A 16,366-nucleotide genomic window follows, 5' to 3' on the forward strand; every position below is an offset into this window, starting at 1 on the left:
TCGGCACTTGCATCTCCAGCCTCGAGCGCCGATAGAGAGAGTCTGCCTTTTAGACAAGAACGAGTGCGAACGATCGCCAGCTAGGATTATTCATGCCTCCTTATCGCTCACGCACCACGACTCATGGACGGAACATGGCGGGCGCGCGCGGCTTGTGGCGCGCCACCGGTGTCAAGGATGGAGACTTCGGCAAACCCATCATCGCCGTCGTCAATTCCTTCACGCAGTTTGTGCCGGGACACGTCCATCTCAAGGACCTCGGCCAGCTGGTCGCACGCGAGATCGAGCAGGCAGGCGGCATCGCCAAGGAATTCAATACCATCGCGGTGGATGACGGCATCGCCATGGGCCATGACGGCATGCTCTATTCGTTGCCCTCGCGCGAGCTCATCGCCGACAGCGTCGAATACATGGTCAATGCCCACTGCGCCGATGCCATGGTCTGCATCTCCAATTGCGACAAAATCACGCCGGGAATGCTGATGGCTGCCATGCGGCTCAACATCCCGGTCGTGTTCGTCTCCGGCGGGCCGATGGAGGCCGGCAAGGTGCAACTCTCCGATGGCAAGATCCACGCCGTGGATCTGATCGACGCGATGGTGGCCGCGGGCGACGACGCGGTCGCCGAGGCCGACGTGCTCGCCTACGAGCAGAACGCCTGCCCGACCTGCGGCTCATGCTCGGGCATGTTCACCGCCAACTCGATGAACTGCCTGACCGAGGCGCTCGGCCTTTCCTTGCCCGGCAACGGCACGACGCTCGCCACCCATGCCGACCGCAAGCGCCTGTTCGTCGAAGCCGGTCACCTCATCGTCGACCTCGCGCGTCGCTACTACGAGCAGGATGACGAAAGCGTGCTGCCGCGCGCGATCGCCGGGAAGCCGGCCTTCGAGAACGCCATGTCGCTGGATATCGCCATGGGCGGCTCCACCAACACGGTGCTTCACATCCTCGCCGCCGCGCAGGAAGGCGGCATCGATTTCACCATGGACGACATCGACCGCCTGTCGCGCCAGGTGCCGTGCCTCTGCAAGGTGGCGCCGGCCGTCGCCAGCGTTCACGTCGAGGACGTTCACCGCGCCGGCGGCATCATGTCGATCCTCGGCGAGCTCGATCGGGGTGGGCTGATCAACCGCGACCAGCCGACCGTGCACGCCGTGACGATGGGCGACGCGATCGACCGAAACGACATCACGCGCACCAATTCCGACAGCGTCGCGACCTTCTACAAGGCGGCGCCGGGCGGTGTGCGCACGCAGGTGGCCTTCAGCCAGGAGTCGCGCTGGAAGGAGCTGGATACCGACCGCCAGGCGGGCGTCATCCGCTCGGTCGAGCATCCGTTCTCCAAGGACGGCGGCCTCGCCGTGCTCAAGGGCAACATCGCGCTCGACGGCTGCATCGTGAAGACCGCCGGCGTCGACGCCTCGATCCTGAAGTTCTCAGGGCCCGCGCGGGTCTTCGAGAGCCAGGACGCCACGGTGAAGGCGATCCTGTCGAACGAGGTCAAGCCCGGAGACGTCGTCGTCATCCGCTACGAAGGTCCGCGCGGCGGCCCCGGCATGCAGGAGATGCTCTATCCAACGAGCTACCTGAAGTCGAAAGGACTCGGCAAGGCTTGCGCCCTCATCACCGACGGCCGGTTCTCCGGCGGCACGTCCGGCCTATCCATCGGCCATGTCTCGCCTGAGGCGGCTGAGGGCGGAGCCATCGGCTTGGTGCGCGAGGGCGATACGATCGAGATCGACATCCCGAACCGGACCATCCATCTCGCCGTCGACGATGCCGAGCTGGCGCGCCGCCAGGCCGAACAGGACGAGAAGGGCTGGCAGCCGGCCGAGCCGCGCAAGCGGCATGTCTCTGCGGCCTTGCGCGCCTATGCGGCAATGACCACCAGCGCGGCGACCGGCGCGGTTCGCAAGATATGAGCGCGAGGCGGAAAAAAGCCCGCGTTTGAATGAGGGAGGTCTGAGGATGGGCGCCAGGATCGGTGTCATCGGTTGCGGCAACTGGGGTCGCAACCACATTCGCACGCTTAAGGAAATCGGCGCGCTTTGCGCCATAGCCGATCGCGACGCGGAGCGCGCGGCAGCCTTCGGCCAGCAATACGGCGTTCCCGCCATGACGCCTGAAGAGGCCATCGCCAGTGATGGCCTCGACGCCCTGGTGCTCGCCCTACCCGTTCAAGCCCATGCGCCAACGGCGCGCGCCGCTTTCGAAGCCGGCAAGGATGTGCTGATCGAGAAGCCGGTGGCGCTCGACCCTGCCGAGGCGGAAAAGACGGCTCTGACCGCCGCGAAGTTCGAGCGCATCATGATGGTCGGTCATGTCCTGCGCTATCACCCGATCTACCAGCAGGTGCTCGATCTCGTGCGCTCCGGCCGCATCGGCGAGCCGCGCCATGTCATCTCCAATCGGCTGGCGCTCGGCCGCTTCTTCACCATGGACGCCGTCTGGGATCTCGCGCCCCACGACCTATCACAGGTTCTTCCGATCGCGGGCGAAATCCCCGTAAAGGTCGAGACAATTCGCCGCAAGGTGCTCGGCGACGATACCGACTCGGCCGACATCACACTGTCCTTCGCATCGGGAATGACAGCGGAGATCCACATCTCCCGAATCTCGCCCTACCGCGACCGGCGCTTCTCAGTGATCGGCTCGGAGGGAATGCTGGTGTTCGACGACCTCGCGCCGGAAGGCCAGAAGCTGGCGATCTATGCCCATCGCGTCTGGCGCGAGGGAAGCGGCTTCGCCTGCGCCAGCGCCGAGCCGGAATTCATGGCGACGCAGACCGGGATGCCGCTCGAGCGCGAACTGCGCCATTTCATCGAATGTGTCGAGACGCGGCGCGCGCCGCTGACGGGTCCGGAAGAGGCGATCGAGACCGTTCGGATCCTTTCTCAGGCATCGCCCGTCGGTGCCTGACGGTCATCTGCGGGGCATCTGTCGCCTCTCGCCCGATTGCACACCAGCTCCGGCCGAACACCTCTGGAGCTGGTGTTTTTTAAAGTTGCTAGGCGCCCAGCGCTGAAGAGATGCCGGCCGCTATCGGGCCGAAGCAGCAATCTTGGCGGGCTCAGCGAAGCTCAGCAGGGGTTCGGTTCCAGCGATCACGCCGCCCCCCAAAACGCGCGAGCCGGCGCCCTCCCCGTCATAGAAGACGCACGCCTGTCCCGGCGCGACCCCGTCCTCGCCTTCCAGAAGCGAGACCACCAACTGACCGTCGTTCCCCAATGTGAGAGAGGCGGGCGCTGGCGGCCTGGTGGAGCGAACCTTCACAAAGATCTCCCGCTCCGCCTTCGCCGCCGCCTCCACGGGCTCCTCGCCCAACCAATTGACGGAGCGCAGGCGAATGCGCCGCGTCGCCAACGCCTCGCGCGGCCCGACGATCACCTCGCGGCGCTGGGCGTCGATCGCCACGACATAGAGCGGCTCGCCCAGCGCCACGCCGATCCCGCGCCTCTGCCCGATGGTGAAATGCAGAATGCCGTCATGACGGCCAAGATGACGCCCGTCCACATGGACGATGTCGCCCGCCTCGCCGGCACCCGGCCGCAGCTTCTCGATAATGTCGCTGTATTTGCCTTTGGCGACGAAACAGATGTCCTGGCTGTCGGGCTTGTCGGCAACCGCCAGATCGTACCGGGCCGCGAGCGCCCGCGTCTCAGGCTTTGTCAGCCGACCGAGCGGAAACCGCAAGAAGTCGATCTGCTCCTGGGTCGTCGCATAGAGGAAGTAGCTCTGGTCGCGGTCGAGGTCGGTGGGGCGGAAAAGACCCCGGCGACCTCCACCAAGGGAGCGGCTGTCGATGTAGTGGCCCGTCGCCAGGGCATCGGCCTTGAGATCCCGAGCTGTGGCCAAAAGATCACGAAACTTGACCGTCTGATTGCAGGACACGCAGGGAACCGGTGTTTCGCCGGCCAGATAGCTTTCGGTGAAGGGATCGATCACCGCCTCGCGAAAGCGATCCTCGTAATCGAGCACGTAATGCGGAATGCCGATGGCCTCGGAGACGCGACGGGCATCGTAAATATCCTGCCCCGCGCAGCAAGACCGCGTCCGTGTGGCGACCTCACCCGCGTCGTAAAGCTGAAGGGTTATCCCGACGACGTCGTAGCCTTCTTCTTTGAGCATTGCCGCCACAACGGAGGAATCGACGCCTCCAGACATGGCCACAACGACGCGCGTGTCGGCCGGCGACTTCGGCAGATCAAGGCTGTTCAGCATGAAAGGCTCTCCGGCGACGGGCACTGACCCGCGCTATTTAAAGATGCGCAGCCCTCTTTCCAATGCCTTTCCCTCCCCGGCCGTGCCAGAAGCCGGCCTCAGCGCGCCTAAAGTTGTTATCGAATTGTTACGACAGGCTTAGGAGAAATTTAAAAACAAGGCGCTAAGGTCAACGACGATTAGGTCTTTGAGATGCGTAGAGAGTGCAATGACCGATCAGGTCCGACCAAGAGTGAAATATGTTATAGGACCGGATGGAAGTCCGCTGACTATTGCTGATCTTCCACCTTCCGATACTCGTCGCTGGGTCATTCGCCGCAAGGCGGAGGTCGTGGCGGCCGTGCGTGGCGGGCTTCTCAGCCTTGATGAAGCTTGTTCGCGCTATACCCTGACGGTGGAGGAATTCCTTTCCTGGCAGACTTCTATCGACCAGCACGGTCTTGCCGGCTTGCGCACGACCCAGCTTCAGGAATACAGAAAAAAGCAGGAATATCACTGACATTTGTCAGCGACTGCTAACGAAAAAAGCCGGCCTCGCGCCGGCTTTTTTCGTTTCAGGATTTCGCGCATTCACCGACCACGAGAAAGAGCAACGCTTCTCTGCGTACAGATCGACAGCGACCGGACAGGACGTCGGGATCTACCTTGCCAGAGCCAGGGTCGCCTTTTCCGGCCCACACAGACGCAAAAAAGGCGGCCTGAGCTCGGCCGCCCCTATCATGATGTTCGCGCCAAAGCGCCGCTTTAGCGGCAGCCCTCCCTCAGGCGGTGAGTGGACGCCGGTCGTCTTCCTCGCGATGATGATCGCGCTGCTCCAGCTTCTCGGCATTCTCTAGCTCGGCCTCAGCCTCCTCGAGAGCGATCCGAGCCGCGTTGATTTGGACCCTCAGATCCTTGACCGAATTCATGAGATTGTCGCGGCGAGCCCGCGCCGCCTTGGCGAAGGTCGGATAAGCGAAATGGGTAACGTCCGTTATGCCTGACTTTTTTTCCTCGGAAGCAATCTGAGCGTCGAGCTCTGTAGCCATTTTCTCGAATTCGGCCATCATCAGATCAAGCTGCTCGACCTGCCGGCGCTTCTCATTAACTTTGAAGCGCGTGAGGCGCACGAGGTTGTCCCGCTTCATGTTCCGTATCCCACATTGTCAGGAATCCGTAAAAAAACGGTCCCGTCTTAGGTTCGCGGCGGTTTCAGGCAAGCCTCGTCAGGTAATGCTCTTAACCGTCTGTTTACGCGCACCGTTAATCATAGGGACGAGGATTTAAGGCCGGGTAAATCGATCACGTTCGGACACCGCAATGACAGCGGGTTCCACCGAAAGCGAAAGCTGCCACAGGAGGAGCAGTTCGAACGTCGGTCAAAAGTGGCCGCGGTGTTCGCCGCGGAAAGCTGCCTATGATGGGCAAAGATGTTTTGTTAACCATTCCATGCCAAGAATGGGCATGCGGATAGCTCAAACAAATAATCTTGCCGGAATTGTGGCTTTCGGTAGGGCGGCTGAGAGGAAGTTAGTATGCGCGTTCTTTTAATTGAAGATGACAGCGCTGTAGCTCAAAGCATTGAGCTCATGCTGAAGTCCGAGAGCTTTAATGTCTATACGACCGACCTTGGGGAAGAAGGCGTCGACCTCGGCAAGTTGTATGACTACGACATTATCCTGCTGGATTTGAACCTGCCGGACATGTCGGGTTACGAGGTTTTGCGCACCCTTCGTCTTTCAAAGGTGAAGACGCCGATCCTGATCCTCTCCGGCATGGCCGGCATTGAGGATAAGGTTCGCGGCCTCGGCTTCGGTGCCGACGATTACATGACGAAGCCCTTCCACAAGGACGAGCTCGTCGCGCGCATCCATGCCATCGTTCGTCGCTCCAAGGGCCATGCCCAGTCGGTCATCGTCACGGGCGATCTCACCGTCAATCTGGATGCCAAGACCGTGGAAGTGAACGGTCAGCGCGTCCATCTGACGGGCAAGGAATATGCGATGCTCGAGCTGCTTTCGCTGCGCAAGGGCACCACGCTGACCAAGGAAATGTTCCTCAACCACCTCTATGGTGGCATGGACGAGCCTGAGCTGAAGATCATCGACGTCTTCATCTGCAAGCTGCGCAAGAAGCTGGCCAACGCCACCGACGGCAAGAACTACATCGAGACGGTCTGGGGCCGCGGCTATGTGCTGCGTGAGCCGGATCAGGACACCCGCGCCGCCTGAGTGGCATCGGCTGACGGCGGTCCGCCCCCGCCGTTCGAGCCGACGAAAGACCCGGTTTGCCGTCTTGGCGCCGGGTCTTCGTGTTTTTGGAATGCCGATTTCTGCTTCCGCAAAATCAAACGGCCGCAGCCGTGCCCGCCGATCAGGCGGCCGCTCCGATATAGGGCGAAAGCCAGCCGGCCAGCCGCTCTCGATCGAACGGCTTGTAGATGAAGCCATTCGCGCCCGCGCGCTTCAGCCGGGTCATCTTCCCGAGATTCTCGTCCACCAAAAGCCCAAGGATCACCGGGCGCTCTCCGGATGGGAGCGAGCGGATCGCGCGGACAGCGTCCTCTCCAGACTGATCGGGAAGCGTGCCGGCAACGATGATGAGATCGGGCATTGCGCCCTCTCGCAGAACCTTCAGGGCCGCATCAGCCGACTCGGCGCCATCCACCACCATGCCCATCTGGAACATGATCCGCGCAGCCACCTTGCGGATGACCTCTGATTCATCGACCACGAGACAGGTGTGCATGTCGCCCTCGCCGCTACCGGCCAACCAACGAATACTCGTCGACCGAAGCACCATCAATGGCATGGGCGCCGTAACATTTCGTGAATCGACCGCGTCAAACCCGCGCCCGGGGCGAAGGAGCGCCCCTAGGCTCGAGCCGACGCGAAAGGCCGCGTCTTGCTCAGGCCTTCTTGGCGGCAACGATCCGAGCAGTTTCCCCTTCGACCGACACCTCAATACCAAGGCCGGTTTCCTGGGCCAGCAGAAGCGCATAGTAGGGTTGGATGCCATAGGAATCCAACGGCTCCTCAAGGCCCTTGCCGTTCAGCATGATGAGGAACCGCTCAGGCACGCGGAGGCGCGGCCCCGATATCACGAGCGTAAAGCGCGGATCCGTCTCAGGTGTCTCCACCGACACGTCGATGGTGCCGCCGCGCGGCAGGCAGGAATTCGCCACCACGATCAGATTGAGCAGGGTCTTGGCGAGGTTCTTGGCGACATAGGCGCGCTCGCCGTTCCAGGTGAGCGTCGGCTTCTCGAACCCCATGAAGCCCTCTGCGACGGACCGGGCGTCGCCGAGATCGAGCGAGGCCTGAGGCGATCCGGAAGCGCCGAAGGCGATGCGGGCGAACTGCAGCTTCGCCACCGCGCTTTTCGTCGATGAGCGCACCAGGGCCATCGCGTCCGGATCGTCCGGCATTTCTTCGAGAAGTTCGAGCCCGCTCTGGATCGCGCCAACAGGCGAGATGATGTCATGGCAAAGGCGGCTGGCCAGCAGGGCCGCCAGATCAGGCGCCGAAACATCTGGAAGGTTGGCCATATCGGGAATGGTCTCCGGAATGATGCAGCAGAGCCGCGAATCGGCGGCAGAGATGTCGGCGCAGAATGAGTCGACCGAACCTTCCCGTCAACCGAAGGCAAGTCCGCAAAGCGGCGTTAGTCCTTTGGCAACCATGTTCGGGTCAAATGCAGTGAAGAGAGAGCGCCCGCTTGACGCGCTGGCGGGCCATCCATCGCCTCCGACCCATGAAAGGATCAACGATGCTCGATTTCTGCAAGCGCTTGCGCGGTATCGTCGTCGCCGGAGCTTTCGCCCTCGGCGCAGTCGTCGCGGTCGAAGCGCCAGCATATGCACAGCAGCAGCAATCGTCCTACACCATGGACGAGATCGTCTCAGAAGGTCATCGCTTCTTCGGCACCACCTCCGGCAGCCTTGCCAAGCTTATCGAGCGGGCCTTCCAGCGCTACGGACTGCCGAATGGCTACATTCTGGGCGAAGAGGCCGGCGGTGCCTTCTTCGCCGGAGCACGTTTCGGCGAGGGCACGCTGTTCACCAAGAACGCGGGCCAGCACCGCGTGTTCTGGCAGGGCCCCTCGCTCGGCTTCGATGTCGGCGGCGACGGCGCCCGCACCATGATGCTCGTCTATGATCTCCCTTCGGTGGAGGCAATGTTTGGCCGCTTCGGCGGCGTGTCGGGCAGCGCCTATCTGGTGGGCGGGGCCGGCATGACGGTCCTGGAGCGAAACGACATCGTCATCGTTCCGGTGAAGACCGGCGTGGGCGCGCGCCTCGGCCTCAACCTGGGCTATCTGAAGATCACGCCGATGCCGACCTGGAACCCGTTCTGATCGACGGTTCCTTGCCTTCTCGGGCAGTCCTGCAATACTCGCCGTACAGGCGCGGTGCCCCGCCGATCGCGGCGGGCATCGCGCATTGGCGCGACCAGTTGCCAAAGAGGCTGTCGCGCCCTCTAATCTCTCAAGGATCGGCCGCGTTGCGACCAGTCGGCATCGACCGGCGGCGCGGGGCGCGGATTCGTGCCGATCTTTGCTAGAAGTTACCCATGCTCGCGCTCGCCCTGCTCTTCCTTCTCGGTTTCTTCGTCGCCACTCTGGCGGGGTTGCTGCTCGCCCCTATCCTGTGGCGCAAGGCTCAGTTTTTTGCCTGGCGCGACTTTGAGGCATCGGTTCCTACGACAAGCAACGAAATTCGCGGGCAGATGGACTTCGTTCGGGCAGAAGCGGCCGCTTCGGTTCGCCGACAGGAGATCGCGGCCGAGGAAACTGCCGAACGGGCGGCGCGGGAAAGAGCCGAGGCCGGGCGGGTGATCATTGAGAACGCCGACCTGCGCATTCAGGGAAGAGCGCTGGAGCGCCGGATCGCGGAGTTGAACGAGGAAATCGCGTCCCTGCGATCGGATGTGGCCTCGCAGGCAGAGGAAAACGAGAGGTTGGCGAGCGCGCTCGATTCAACCAGGAGCGATCTCGCCTCCCGAACCGACGACCTTGCCATTCTGGACAAACGCTTCCGCGACCTTGCCGATATCGCCGAGGAGCGCAAGGTTGCCATCGTCGCTTTGGAGACCAAGCAGGAAAGATCCGCCGACAGCCTGCGATCGGCGGAAAAGCGCATTCGCGAGCTTGAAGAATCCGGACAACGCGCGAAGGCCGACGCGGCCAGCCTGGAGGCAAGCCTGAAAAGGGAAAAGACCCACGCGGCGTCACTCGCGGAAAAGCTCGAAAGACAGCTTTCGCTCATCGCAGATCGGGACGAGGAAATCGAACGCCTTCGGAGCGACATCAATCCAGGTGTCGAAGGCAGTTTTCGACACCAAGCCAACGAACTCACGACCCGCAGCCGATCCTTGAGAGATGCAGTTCAGCGCTCCGAAGCAAACGGAACGCTCGATGAAGAAGCCATTCGCGATCGCATTGGCGATATCGCAGCGCGCGTCATCCGTCTCACCGCGCTGGCCGAAGGACCCGCTTCCCCGCTTTCGCCGATGGTTGGCGATTCGGCGGATGCCGTGCCGGAGCGCGATGCGAGTGGCGCCCCGAGCCTGGCCGAACGCGTTCGCACCCTTGCCGAGCGGGACCGGCAGAAATTGCCGCCGCCCGGCTACCGGCCCTCGAACACGAGCGGAGGGCACGAAGGCGACGATCAGGCGTAGATGGCATACGCCTCGTGCATGGACCGTCGGAAGTCGCGCTCAGCGGCTCCTACTGCTGCTTTCGGGTGAAGATGTGGTGCAGCACCAGCGCCGCCGCCGTGGCGACGTTCAGGCTGTCGACCTGCGGTGATATCTCGATCCTCGCGGTTCTCGTGCGCTCGAGAATATCCGGCGACAGTCCCTCCCCCTCTGTTCCGAGGACGAGCGCAGTCGCTCCATTCGGCACGAACCCGGACACGGCTTCGCCGCCGCGAGGCGTGAGGGCAAGCACCTCAAAGCCATGCCTCATCAAAGCCGCCAGCATTTCCGCAGGGGTTTCGAACCGCAGGATTGGAATGTGGAAAACCTGCCCCACCGAAACGCGGATGGCCTTTCGGTAGAACGGATCGCAGCAGCTCCGATCAATCAGGACAGCCCCCGCCTCGAACGCGGCTGCGTTGCGAAACACCGCGCCCATGTTGTCATGGTTGGCGAGGCCGATCAGGCAGACGACTGTTTTTCTTCGGACTGCGAGGCTCGCGAGCGCAACGTCGATGCCTGGGTCGGCGCCTGCCGGCTCGCCATGAGCCAGAACGCCACGATGCACCGGGAAGCCGGCAATCAAGTTCATCACGCTCCGGTCCGCAATGTAGATCGGCACGTCAGCGGGAACGCTGTGGAGCAAGGGTTCGATGCCGGCCAACCGGTTTTTCAGAATCAGCAGGCATGTCGGCCGAAAGTGCGGTGACGCGAGCAACCGTTCGAGTACGACGGTGCCCTCGGCGATGAACCCGTTCCGGCCGACGACATCCCGTTCCCGCACGTTCCGGAAGACGGAGATGCGCTCATCTTCCGGGTTGTCGATCGCAATAACCGGCGAAGTGCGAGTCGCGGCCCCGGTGCTGTCGTTCATTCCTATCCCTGAGTGAGGATATCAAGCCTGATAGTGTTCGCCGCGACGCCAATAGCGAGCCTGCATCCGCGGCGCAATCATCCACGCGATGGGGATAGCCACCAGGAAGCTCACGATGGTCACTGACGGCATCAGCCAAGTCCAGCTTTCCTTGATCGACGGAAACGACAGGACCAGGATGGTCATAGCGCCAAAGACGACCGCTTGGATGACACCATAGATGATTACTGCGATGATGAGCCGGGTCTTCATGGAGACTCTCGCTGAAAATGTTTCGCTGCCCGTACAACTCGCGGGAGGCGAAAAAGTTTTCGCGAGGCAGTCGCAAGTTCAGTCGCTGCTCGACGTCAGTTCCTTCCCTGGCGCGATGCGCCGATGATCGGCGCCGGCGGTTGCGACGGTGCGATGAGCCCGCCAACAAGCCCGGCAGGAATGGAAGGGCCGCCGATGGGCGTCACCGTCCGTACGCCGAGAGGCACCATGTCCGGCGGCGTGGGCCCGCTTGCGGCCACAGCGACGGGCCGGGCCGCGTGTACCGCTAGCGCCTCTCCCCCGCTGGCACGACGGAAAATCGGACGTTGCGCAGGCAATGGCACATTGCGCCGCCGGGCCTCGTTCTCCTTCGCCCGCGAAGGACGCGGATCGATCCTGGCGAGGTGCGGTGCATCGTCCTTGGCGTTCGACGTTGGGGCCGGTGAAAACGATGCGACAGTCTTCGCCGGATGGGAGGTAACCGGCCCTGTCCTCTCTGGTCTGATCGCGTCCGTCCGGTCGGTTCGCGCCACCTCGGGAGTGGTGAAGGTTCTCGCAGGGCGGCGCGGCGCCGGGCGCCACGACGCCGGCAACGAGGCTTGCCAGTTGCGAGGCATCAGCCCGACGGACTGAGTAACCCCTTGCGACAAAGAGCCAGGGCCGATCCATGCCACGGCGATGCCTGCGGCCACCAGCCAGCCGCTCGCCGGAAGCAACTTCCAGCCTCGCGGTTTCTTCGCGGCGGCGGAGCGGGTTCGTTTGGCCATTCTCATCATCCCGTTCAGCATGCGTTGAGGATGACCCTAACCGCGACTTCTTTCCCTGGGGTTTCCGCCGGCCCTGTCGTGCCGGTATTCTCAAGGGGACGTTCCGGCCGCTCAATCTGATGGAAAAATCGCAGCCACTGACCGCTCGCTTCGATGGACGACGTGCGCGACCGCCCCTGCGACGGTTAAAACGATAGACGTCCCAGAGCCCCTCGATGACAAGCGCCCCAGGCGCGGATTACCGTGCGGCTATGCGCTCATAATGAACTGCAAAAACCACCGATAGAATTGGGGTCGCCAGAGAGAAATTGGAGAATGCACGAGACTAGCAGACGACGGCCAAGGGCGGTCGCCCCTTCATTATGAAAAGATCATATTGAAGAGAATGGTACTCCCAAGGGGACTCGAACCCCTGTTTTCGCCGTGAGAGGGCGACGTCCTAGACCGCTAGACGATGGGAGCGTCTCGGTTGCCGGGTCGATATAGTCGGCGAGCTTTCCGAACGCAAGCGCTTTTCGCGTCTTTCCTGGACAAGCATGGATTTTACGCCCCAGCCCATCCGCCGCTGGCCGCAGGGCCGAAGCCACGCCGCTGGCAAAGGCCCGCATTTCCATAGACTTCAGCGGCCAGGAAAGGCGTATCGTGCGAGAACGGCGCCTGTGGAAAGATCCATCAGGATCATCCCCTCGCCGCCTTCGCCGCCGACATGAAGAAGCGCGCGGTCGCCATCGAGAGAGACGTCGCGCACTACCGTTCCGGCCGGCAGATCGACCGCGAAGGGCTCCCCTTTTGCCGCGAACGCAGGGGCTTCGACAGGTCGCGTCGCCCTGTAGACAATCACGCCCACGACAGTCATAAAGCCCACGGCCATGACGCCGATGGAGACGGCAAGCAGACGCACCATGCGGCGGCGGAGAATCTCGGCAGCCGGATCCAGCGGCGTCTCGGGTTCGTCTGTTCGATCCATATCTTCTTCACATCGACTAGGGGTGTCCGATCGGCAACCGTCCTACAGGTCTGACAGAGCGCGAGGCAAGCGTTCTGACGATTTCCGGCGATGCAGCGGGGCAGCGCCTCGACCGCGTTCTCGCCCTGGAATTTCGCGAAACGCTGTCGCGCAGCCGCATCCAGGCGCTCATCGAAGAAGGTGCCGTACGGGTCGATGGAGAGGTCGTGCGTCTCGTCCGGCGCCGCATGGAGGAAGGCGAGACCGTTGTTCTGTCCCTCCCCGCTTCTACCGCCCCCGAACCGCAAGCTGAGGAAATCCCGCTCTCGATCCTTTATGAGGACGATTCGCTCATCGTCGTCGACAAGCCGGCAGGGCTCGTCGTTCATCCTGCTCCCGGCAACTGGTCCGGGACGCTCGTCAACGCGCTGCTGGCTCATTGCGGCGACAGCCTCTCGGGCATCGGCGGCGTCAGGCGACCGGGCATTGTCCATCGCCTGGACAAGGACACCAGCGGCATCATGGTCGTTGCTAAGAACGACGTGACCCATCGCGGCCTTGCCGAGCAGTTTGCCGCGCATGGCGCGGATGGCCGACTGGAAAGAGCGTATCTCGCCCTGGTTTGGGGTGTGCCGGCGCGCGCGTCAGGCGTTATCGATGCGCCTCTGGCGCGGGCGACGGGCGACCGCACGAAGCGGGAGGTGGCTAGGTCTGAGAGGCCGGACGCGCGCCATGCGGTCACTCACTATCATGTGAAAGAATCCCTCGCCCAAGGCGCGGTGGCTCTGGTGGAGTGCCGGCTGGAAACTGGACGCACCCATCAGATTCGCGTCCATATGACGCACCTCGGCCATCCACTGATCGGCGACGAGACCTATGGGCGAGGCTTTCGCACCAAGATCGGCACTTTGGACGAGCGCGCTCAGGCCAGCGTGGCGGCGTTCAGGCGACAGGCGTTGCACGCATTCCGTCTCGCATTCGTCCACCCGGAGAGCAATGAAAAGCTACAATTTGAAACTGGTCTTCCGCGCGATATGCAGGAACTTGTTATGGGCCTTCGCAGTTCCCATATTGAGTAGCTCACGAAGAATGGGCAGAATCCCGCAGAGTGCGGGAGAATGTCGCGCTTCAGCGACCGCCCTATTTGTGACTTGGATTCACAGGATAAGTTTCGAACGACGAGATCGCGGGCTGGCCTTGTGGGCAGCCTGTGAAAATGCCGGCTTCGCATGAAGCGGCACCGTTCAAGGAGGGTGCATCATGGCCCAGATCAATTTGCCGACAATCGCTTCCGGAGAAGGCGGCCTCAGCCGCTATCTCGACGAAATTCGGCGCTTCCCCATGCTCGAGCCGCAGGAAGAGTACATGCTCGCGAAGCGTTACGCCGAGCATGGCGATCGTGACGCGGCTCACCGACTTGTCACCAGCCATTTGCGGTTGGTCGCCAAGATCGCGATGGGCTATCGCGGCTACGGCTTGCCCGTGGGAGAAGTGATATCCGAAGGCAATGTCGGCCTCATGCAGGCGGTCAAGCGCTTCGATCCGGAGCGGGGGTTCCGCCTCGCGACCTACGCCATGTGGTGGATCAAGGCTTCGATCCAGGAATACATCCTGCGATCCTGGAGCCTGGTGAAGATGGGCACCACTGCGAACCAGAAGCGGCTGTTCTTCAACCTTCGGAAGATGAAGAGCAGGCTCCAGGCGCTTGAGGAAGGCGATCTGAAGCCCGATCAAGTGAACCAGATCGCCACACAGCTCGGCGTGAGTGAGGACGAGGTGATTTCGATGAATCGCCGCCTCTCCGGCGATGCATCGCTCAACTCGCCGATTCGCGCGACGGAAGGAGAGTCTGGCGAATGGCAGGATTGGCTGGTCGATCAGTCGGAAAGCCAGGAGCAGATGCTGGCCGAGCAGGATGAGCTCGAACAACGGCGCACCATGCTTCAGGATGCCATGGGCGTCCTCAACGAACGCGAGCGCCGCATTTTCGAGGCACGTCGTCTGGCCGAAGAGCCGCTGACGCTGGAGGCCCTGTCGAGCGAATTCGACATCAGCCGCGAGCGCGTGCGGCAGATCGAGGTTCGCGCCTTCGAAAAGGTTCAGAAGGCTGTCCGTGAATCCGCCGAGCAGGCCGAGCGGCAGCCGAGGGCGCTTGAAACGGCCTAGTTGCCCAAAAGATCGCAAATCAGATTGAGCGAAAGGCCCCGGCGTGTACAACGCCGGGGCCTTTCGCATATCGGAGGCTAGGCCGTTGCGTCGCGTGTCGCCGGCCTATTGGATGAACTGGCTGAAGATCCGCATGACCTGTGGCGCACCGCAACAGCCGCAATCTACGGCCCCCGCCTCGCGATCTCGAGGCTCTTTGGCCTTCTGACCTGAAGGTGCGTCGCACCCAGCCCTGCGGCATTCCGTCATACTCCTATGCATCCACCTTCCGCCCCCGACGTCCCAGGGATAGCTTCCATTCGTATCTTGGATATTAGAATTCTAGGATATTGGAGGATCACCGTGGATTTCATTGGAACGCAAAAACTTGGACTGGGCGCGGCGATAGCGCTTTCCCTCGGGCTGGGAGGTTTGATCGGAATGACTCCCGCGACGCCGGCGCACGCTGAGGCGCTTGCCAACAAGCAGGTTATCGAACTGTGGCCGTCGGTGCCGCCCGGAACGGAAGCCAGCAAGGCCACGCCGACGATCACCGAGCGCAGCAAGACACTCTTTCAGGCGGACAGGGCTCTCACCGGGATAATTGCGCCTTCGCTGACGGCCATTGTTCCCGAACACCCAAATGGCACTGCAATGATCGTCGCGCCAGGCGGGGCCTACGCACGGGTGGTGCTCGACAAGGAAGGCCAGGAGATAGTCGACTGGTTGCGTCCGCTCGGCATCACCGTCTTTCTCATGACCTATCGCCTTCCCGCCGAGGGCCACGCCGACGGCAAGGACGTGCCGCTTGAGGACGGCCAACGGGCTGTTCGCCTGATCCGGGAGCATGCTTCCGAATGGAACCTCGACCCCCAGCGGATCGGCTTCATGGGCTTTTCGGCAGCGGGCCATCTCGGAGCATCGCTGATCACCGGCTTCGACAAGAAGGTCTATGAGCCGATCGACGAGACCGACAAGGTCAGCGCCCGACCCGATTTCGCGATCCTTGGCTATCCGGTGGTCTCGATGGATGCCGACGTGACCCACCTGGAGTCGCGCACCAACCTCATCGGCAAGGACCCAAGCCCAGCGCTGATCGAAGAGTACTCACCCGACAAGCATGTCACAGGCGACACGCCGAAGACGTTCATTGTCCTTGCAGACGACGATCCGGCCGTGCCGCCGGAAAACTCGATCCGGCTCTTCTCGGCTCTGAGAAAGGCGGGCGTGGCGGCCGAGATGCACGTCTTCATGGAAGGCGGACACGGCTTCGGCATCGTGCGCGCCGCAGGACTGCCGGCCGGCGAATACTGGCCGGCGCTCTGCACTGCATGGATGCAGCGAATCGGCATTCTCAAGTGAGCGGCTCGCTCCGGCGATGCCTCACAATGCATCGATGAAACGGATGAAGGACGGCACTAAGGCCGCCCTTCATCGTCAAGTCGCGCACATCCGCACGGAACCACACGGGTCCCGACACGAC

Annotated in this window: 17 protein-coding genes and 1 tRNA gene; 10 read left to right on the forward strand and 8 right to left on the reverse strand. The window is 62.4% G+C overall.

Going from position 1 to position 16,366, the window contains the following annotated elements; translation table 11 throughout:
- Positions 1-92: 92 nt before the first annotated feature.
- Entirely contained in the window at positions 93-1,925 is a 1,833-nt protein-coding gene (gene ilvD, locus B5D38_RS10980) for a dihydroxy-acid dehydratase (protein ID WP_078708456.1), read from the forward strand.
- A gap of 46 nt (positions 1,926-1,971) precedes the next feature.
- Positions 1,972-2,922, forward strand: a complete 951-nt coding sequence (locus tag B5D38_RS10985) for a Gfo/Idh/MocA family protein (RefSeq protein ID WP_078708457.1) — start codon at positions 1,972-1,974, stop codon at positions 2,920-2,922.
- 120 nt (positions 2,923-3,042) lie between these two features.
- On the opposite strand, the gene mnmA is transcribed toward B5D38_RS10985, so the two are convergent.
- Complete coding sequence (mnmA, locus tag B5D38_RS10990) at positions 3,043-4,224, reverse strand: tRNA 2-thiouridine(34) synthase MnmA (RefSeq protein WP_207552932.1); 1,182 nt, start codon at positions 4,222-4,224, stop codon at positions 3,043-3,045.
- 208 nt (positions 4,225-4,432) lie between these two features.
- Between mnmA and sciP the strand changes: the two genes are divergently transcribed.
- On the forward strand, positions 4,433-4,723 hold the full coding sequence (gene sciP, locus B5D38_RS10995) for a CtrA inhibitor SciP (RefSeq protein ID WP_078708458.1): 291 nt from the start codon (positions 4,433-4,435) through the stop codon (positions 4,721-4,723).
- Between the two features lie 262 nt (positions 4,724-4,985).
- Here sciP and B5D38_RS11000 read toward each other — a convergent pair whose 3' ends face one another.
- The gene (locus tag B5D38_RS11000) at positions 4,986-5,351 is read right to left on the reverse strand and encodes a flagellar export protein FliJ (RefSeq protein ID WP_078708459.1); all 366 of its coding nucleotides are present in this window, start codon (positions 5,349-5,351) and stop codon (positions 4,986-4,988) included.
- Positions 5,352-5,738: 387 nt separating this feature from the next.
- Between B5D38_RS11000 and ctrA the strand changes: the two genes are divergently transcribed.
- The gene (gene ctrA, locus B5D38_RS11005; RefSeq protein ID WP_078708460.1) at positions 5,739-6,434 is read left to right on the forward strand and encodes a response regulator transcription factor CtrA; all 696 of its coding nucleotides are present in this window, start codon (positions 5,739-5,741) and stop codon (positions 6,432-6,434) included.
- A 142-nt stretch (positions 6,435-6,576) separates the two neighbouring features.
- On the opposite strand, the gene B5D38_RS22205 is transcribed toward ctrA, so the two are convergent.
- Together B5D38_RS22205 and chpT are read right to left on the reverse strand one after the other, a co-directional pair.
- The gene (locus B5D38_RS22205) at positions 6,577-6,951 is read right to left on the reverse strand and encodes a response regulator (protein ID WP_165690837.1); all 375 of its coding nucleotides are present in this window, start codon (positions 6,949-6,951) and stop codon (positions 6,577-6,579) included.
- 160 nt (positions 6,952-7,111) lie between these two features.
- Positions 7,112-7,750, reverse strand: coding sequence for a histidine phosphotransferase ChpT (chpT, locus tag B5D38_RS11015; RefSeq protein ID WP_078708462.1), 639 nt, complete (start codon positions 7,748-7,750; stop codon positions 7,112-7,114).
- A gap of 221 nt (positions 7,751-7,971) precedes the next feature.
- Between chpT and B5D38_RS11020 the strand changes: the two genes are divergently transcribed.
- Both B5D38_RS11020 and B5D38_RS11025 read left to right on the forward strand, forming a co-directional pair.
- Complete coding sequence (locus tag B5D38_RS11020) at positions 7,972-8,559, forward strand: DUF1134 domain-containing protein (RefSeq protein ID WP_078708463.1); 588 nt, start codon at positions 7,972-7,974, stop codon at positions 8,557-8,559.
- Between the two features lie 215 nt (positions 8,560-8,774).
- Positions 8,775-9,881 (forward strand): coiled-coil domain-containing protein, encoded by a 1,107-nt coding sequence (locus tag B5D38_RS11025; RefSeq protein ID WP_078708464.1) that lies wholly within the window; start codon positions 8,775-8,777, stop codon positions 9,879-9,881.
- 49 nt (positions 9,882-9,930) lie between these two features.
- On the opposite strand, the gene B5D38_RS11030 is transcribed toward B5D38_RS11025, so the two are convergent.
- A complete protein-coding gene (locus tag B5D38_RS11030) occupies positions 9,931-10,773 on the reverse strand; it encodes a TrmH family RNA methyltransferase (RefSeq protein WP_078708465.1) in 843 nt (280 codons plus the stop codon).
- A gap of 21 nt (positions 10,774-10,794) precedes the next feature.
- On the reverse strand, positions 10,795-11,025 hold the full coding sequence (locus B5D38_RS11035; RefSeq protein ID WP_078708466.1) for a hypothetical protein: 231 nt from the start codon (positions 11,023-11,025) through the stop codon (positions 10,795-10,797).
- A 420-nt stretch (positions 11,026-11,445) separates the two neighbouring features.
- Here B5D38_RS11035 and B5D38_RS11040 point away from each other — a divergent pair, with 420 nt between their 5' ends.
- Entirely contained in the window at positions 11,446-11,658 is a 213-nt protein-coding gene (locus B5D38_RS11040; RefSeq protein ID WP_078708467.1) for a hypothetical protein, read from the forward strand.
- 520 nt (positions 11,659-12,178) lie between these two features.
- Here the strand turns inward: B5D38_RS11040 and B5D38_RS11045 are convergent.
- Both B5D38_RS11045 and B5D38_RS11050 read right to left on the reverse strand, forming a co-directional pair.
- Positions 12,179-12,254 (reverse strand) — tRNA-Glu (locus B5D38_RS11045).
- Between the two features lie 157 nt (positions 12,255-12,411).
- Positions 12,412-12,759 (reverse strand): hypothetical protein, encoded by a 348-nt coding sequence (locus tag B5D38_RS11050; protein WP_078708468.1) that lies wholly within the window; start codon positions 12,757-12,759, stop codon positions 12,412-12,414.
- 50 nt (positions 12,760-12,809) lie between these two features.
- Between B5D38_RS11050 and B5D38_RS11055 the strand changes: the two genes are divergently transcribed.
- From B5D38_RS11055 to B5D38_RS11065, 3 genes are all read left to right on the forward strand, one after another.
- Positions 12,810-13,817 carry an RluA family pseudouridine synthase gene (locus B5D38_RS11055; protein ID WP_116002666.1) on the forward strand — a complete coding sequence of 336 codons (1,008 nt, stop codon included), beginning with the start codon at positions 12,810-12,812 and terminating at the stop codon, positions 13,815-13,817.
- 181 nt (positions 13,818-13,998) lie between these two features.
- On the forward strand, positions 13,999-14,904 hold the full coding sequence (gene rpoH / locus B5D38_RS11060) for an RNA polymerase sigma factor RpoH (RefSeq protein ID WP_078708470.1): 906 nt from the start codon (positions 13,999-14,001) through the stop codon (positions 14,902-14,904).
- 420 nt (positions 14,905-15,324) lie between these two features.
- Positions 15,325-16,245 carry an alpha/beta hydrolase gene (locus tag B5D38_RS11065; protein ID WP_116002672.1) on the forward strand — a complete coding sequence of 307 codons (921 nt, stop codon included), beginning with the start codon at positions 15,325-15,327 and terminating at the stop codon, positions 16,243-16,245.
- Positions 16,246-16,366: the final 121 nt, after the last annotated feature.

Source organism: Consotaella salsifontis, from assembly GCF_900167365.1.
GTDB lineage: Bacteria > Pseudomonadota > Alphaproteobacteria > Rhizobiales > Rhizobiaceae > Consotaella > Consotaella salsifontis.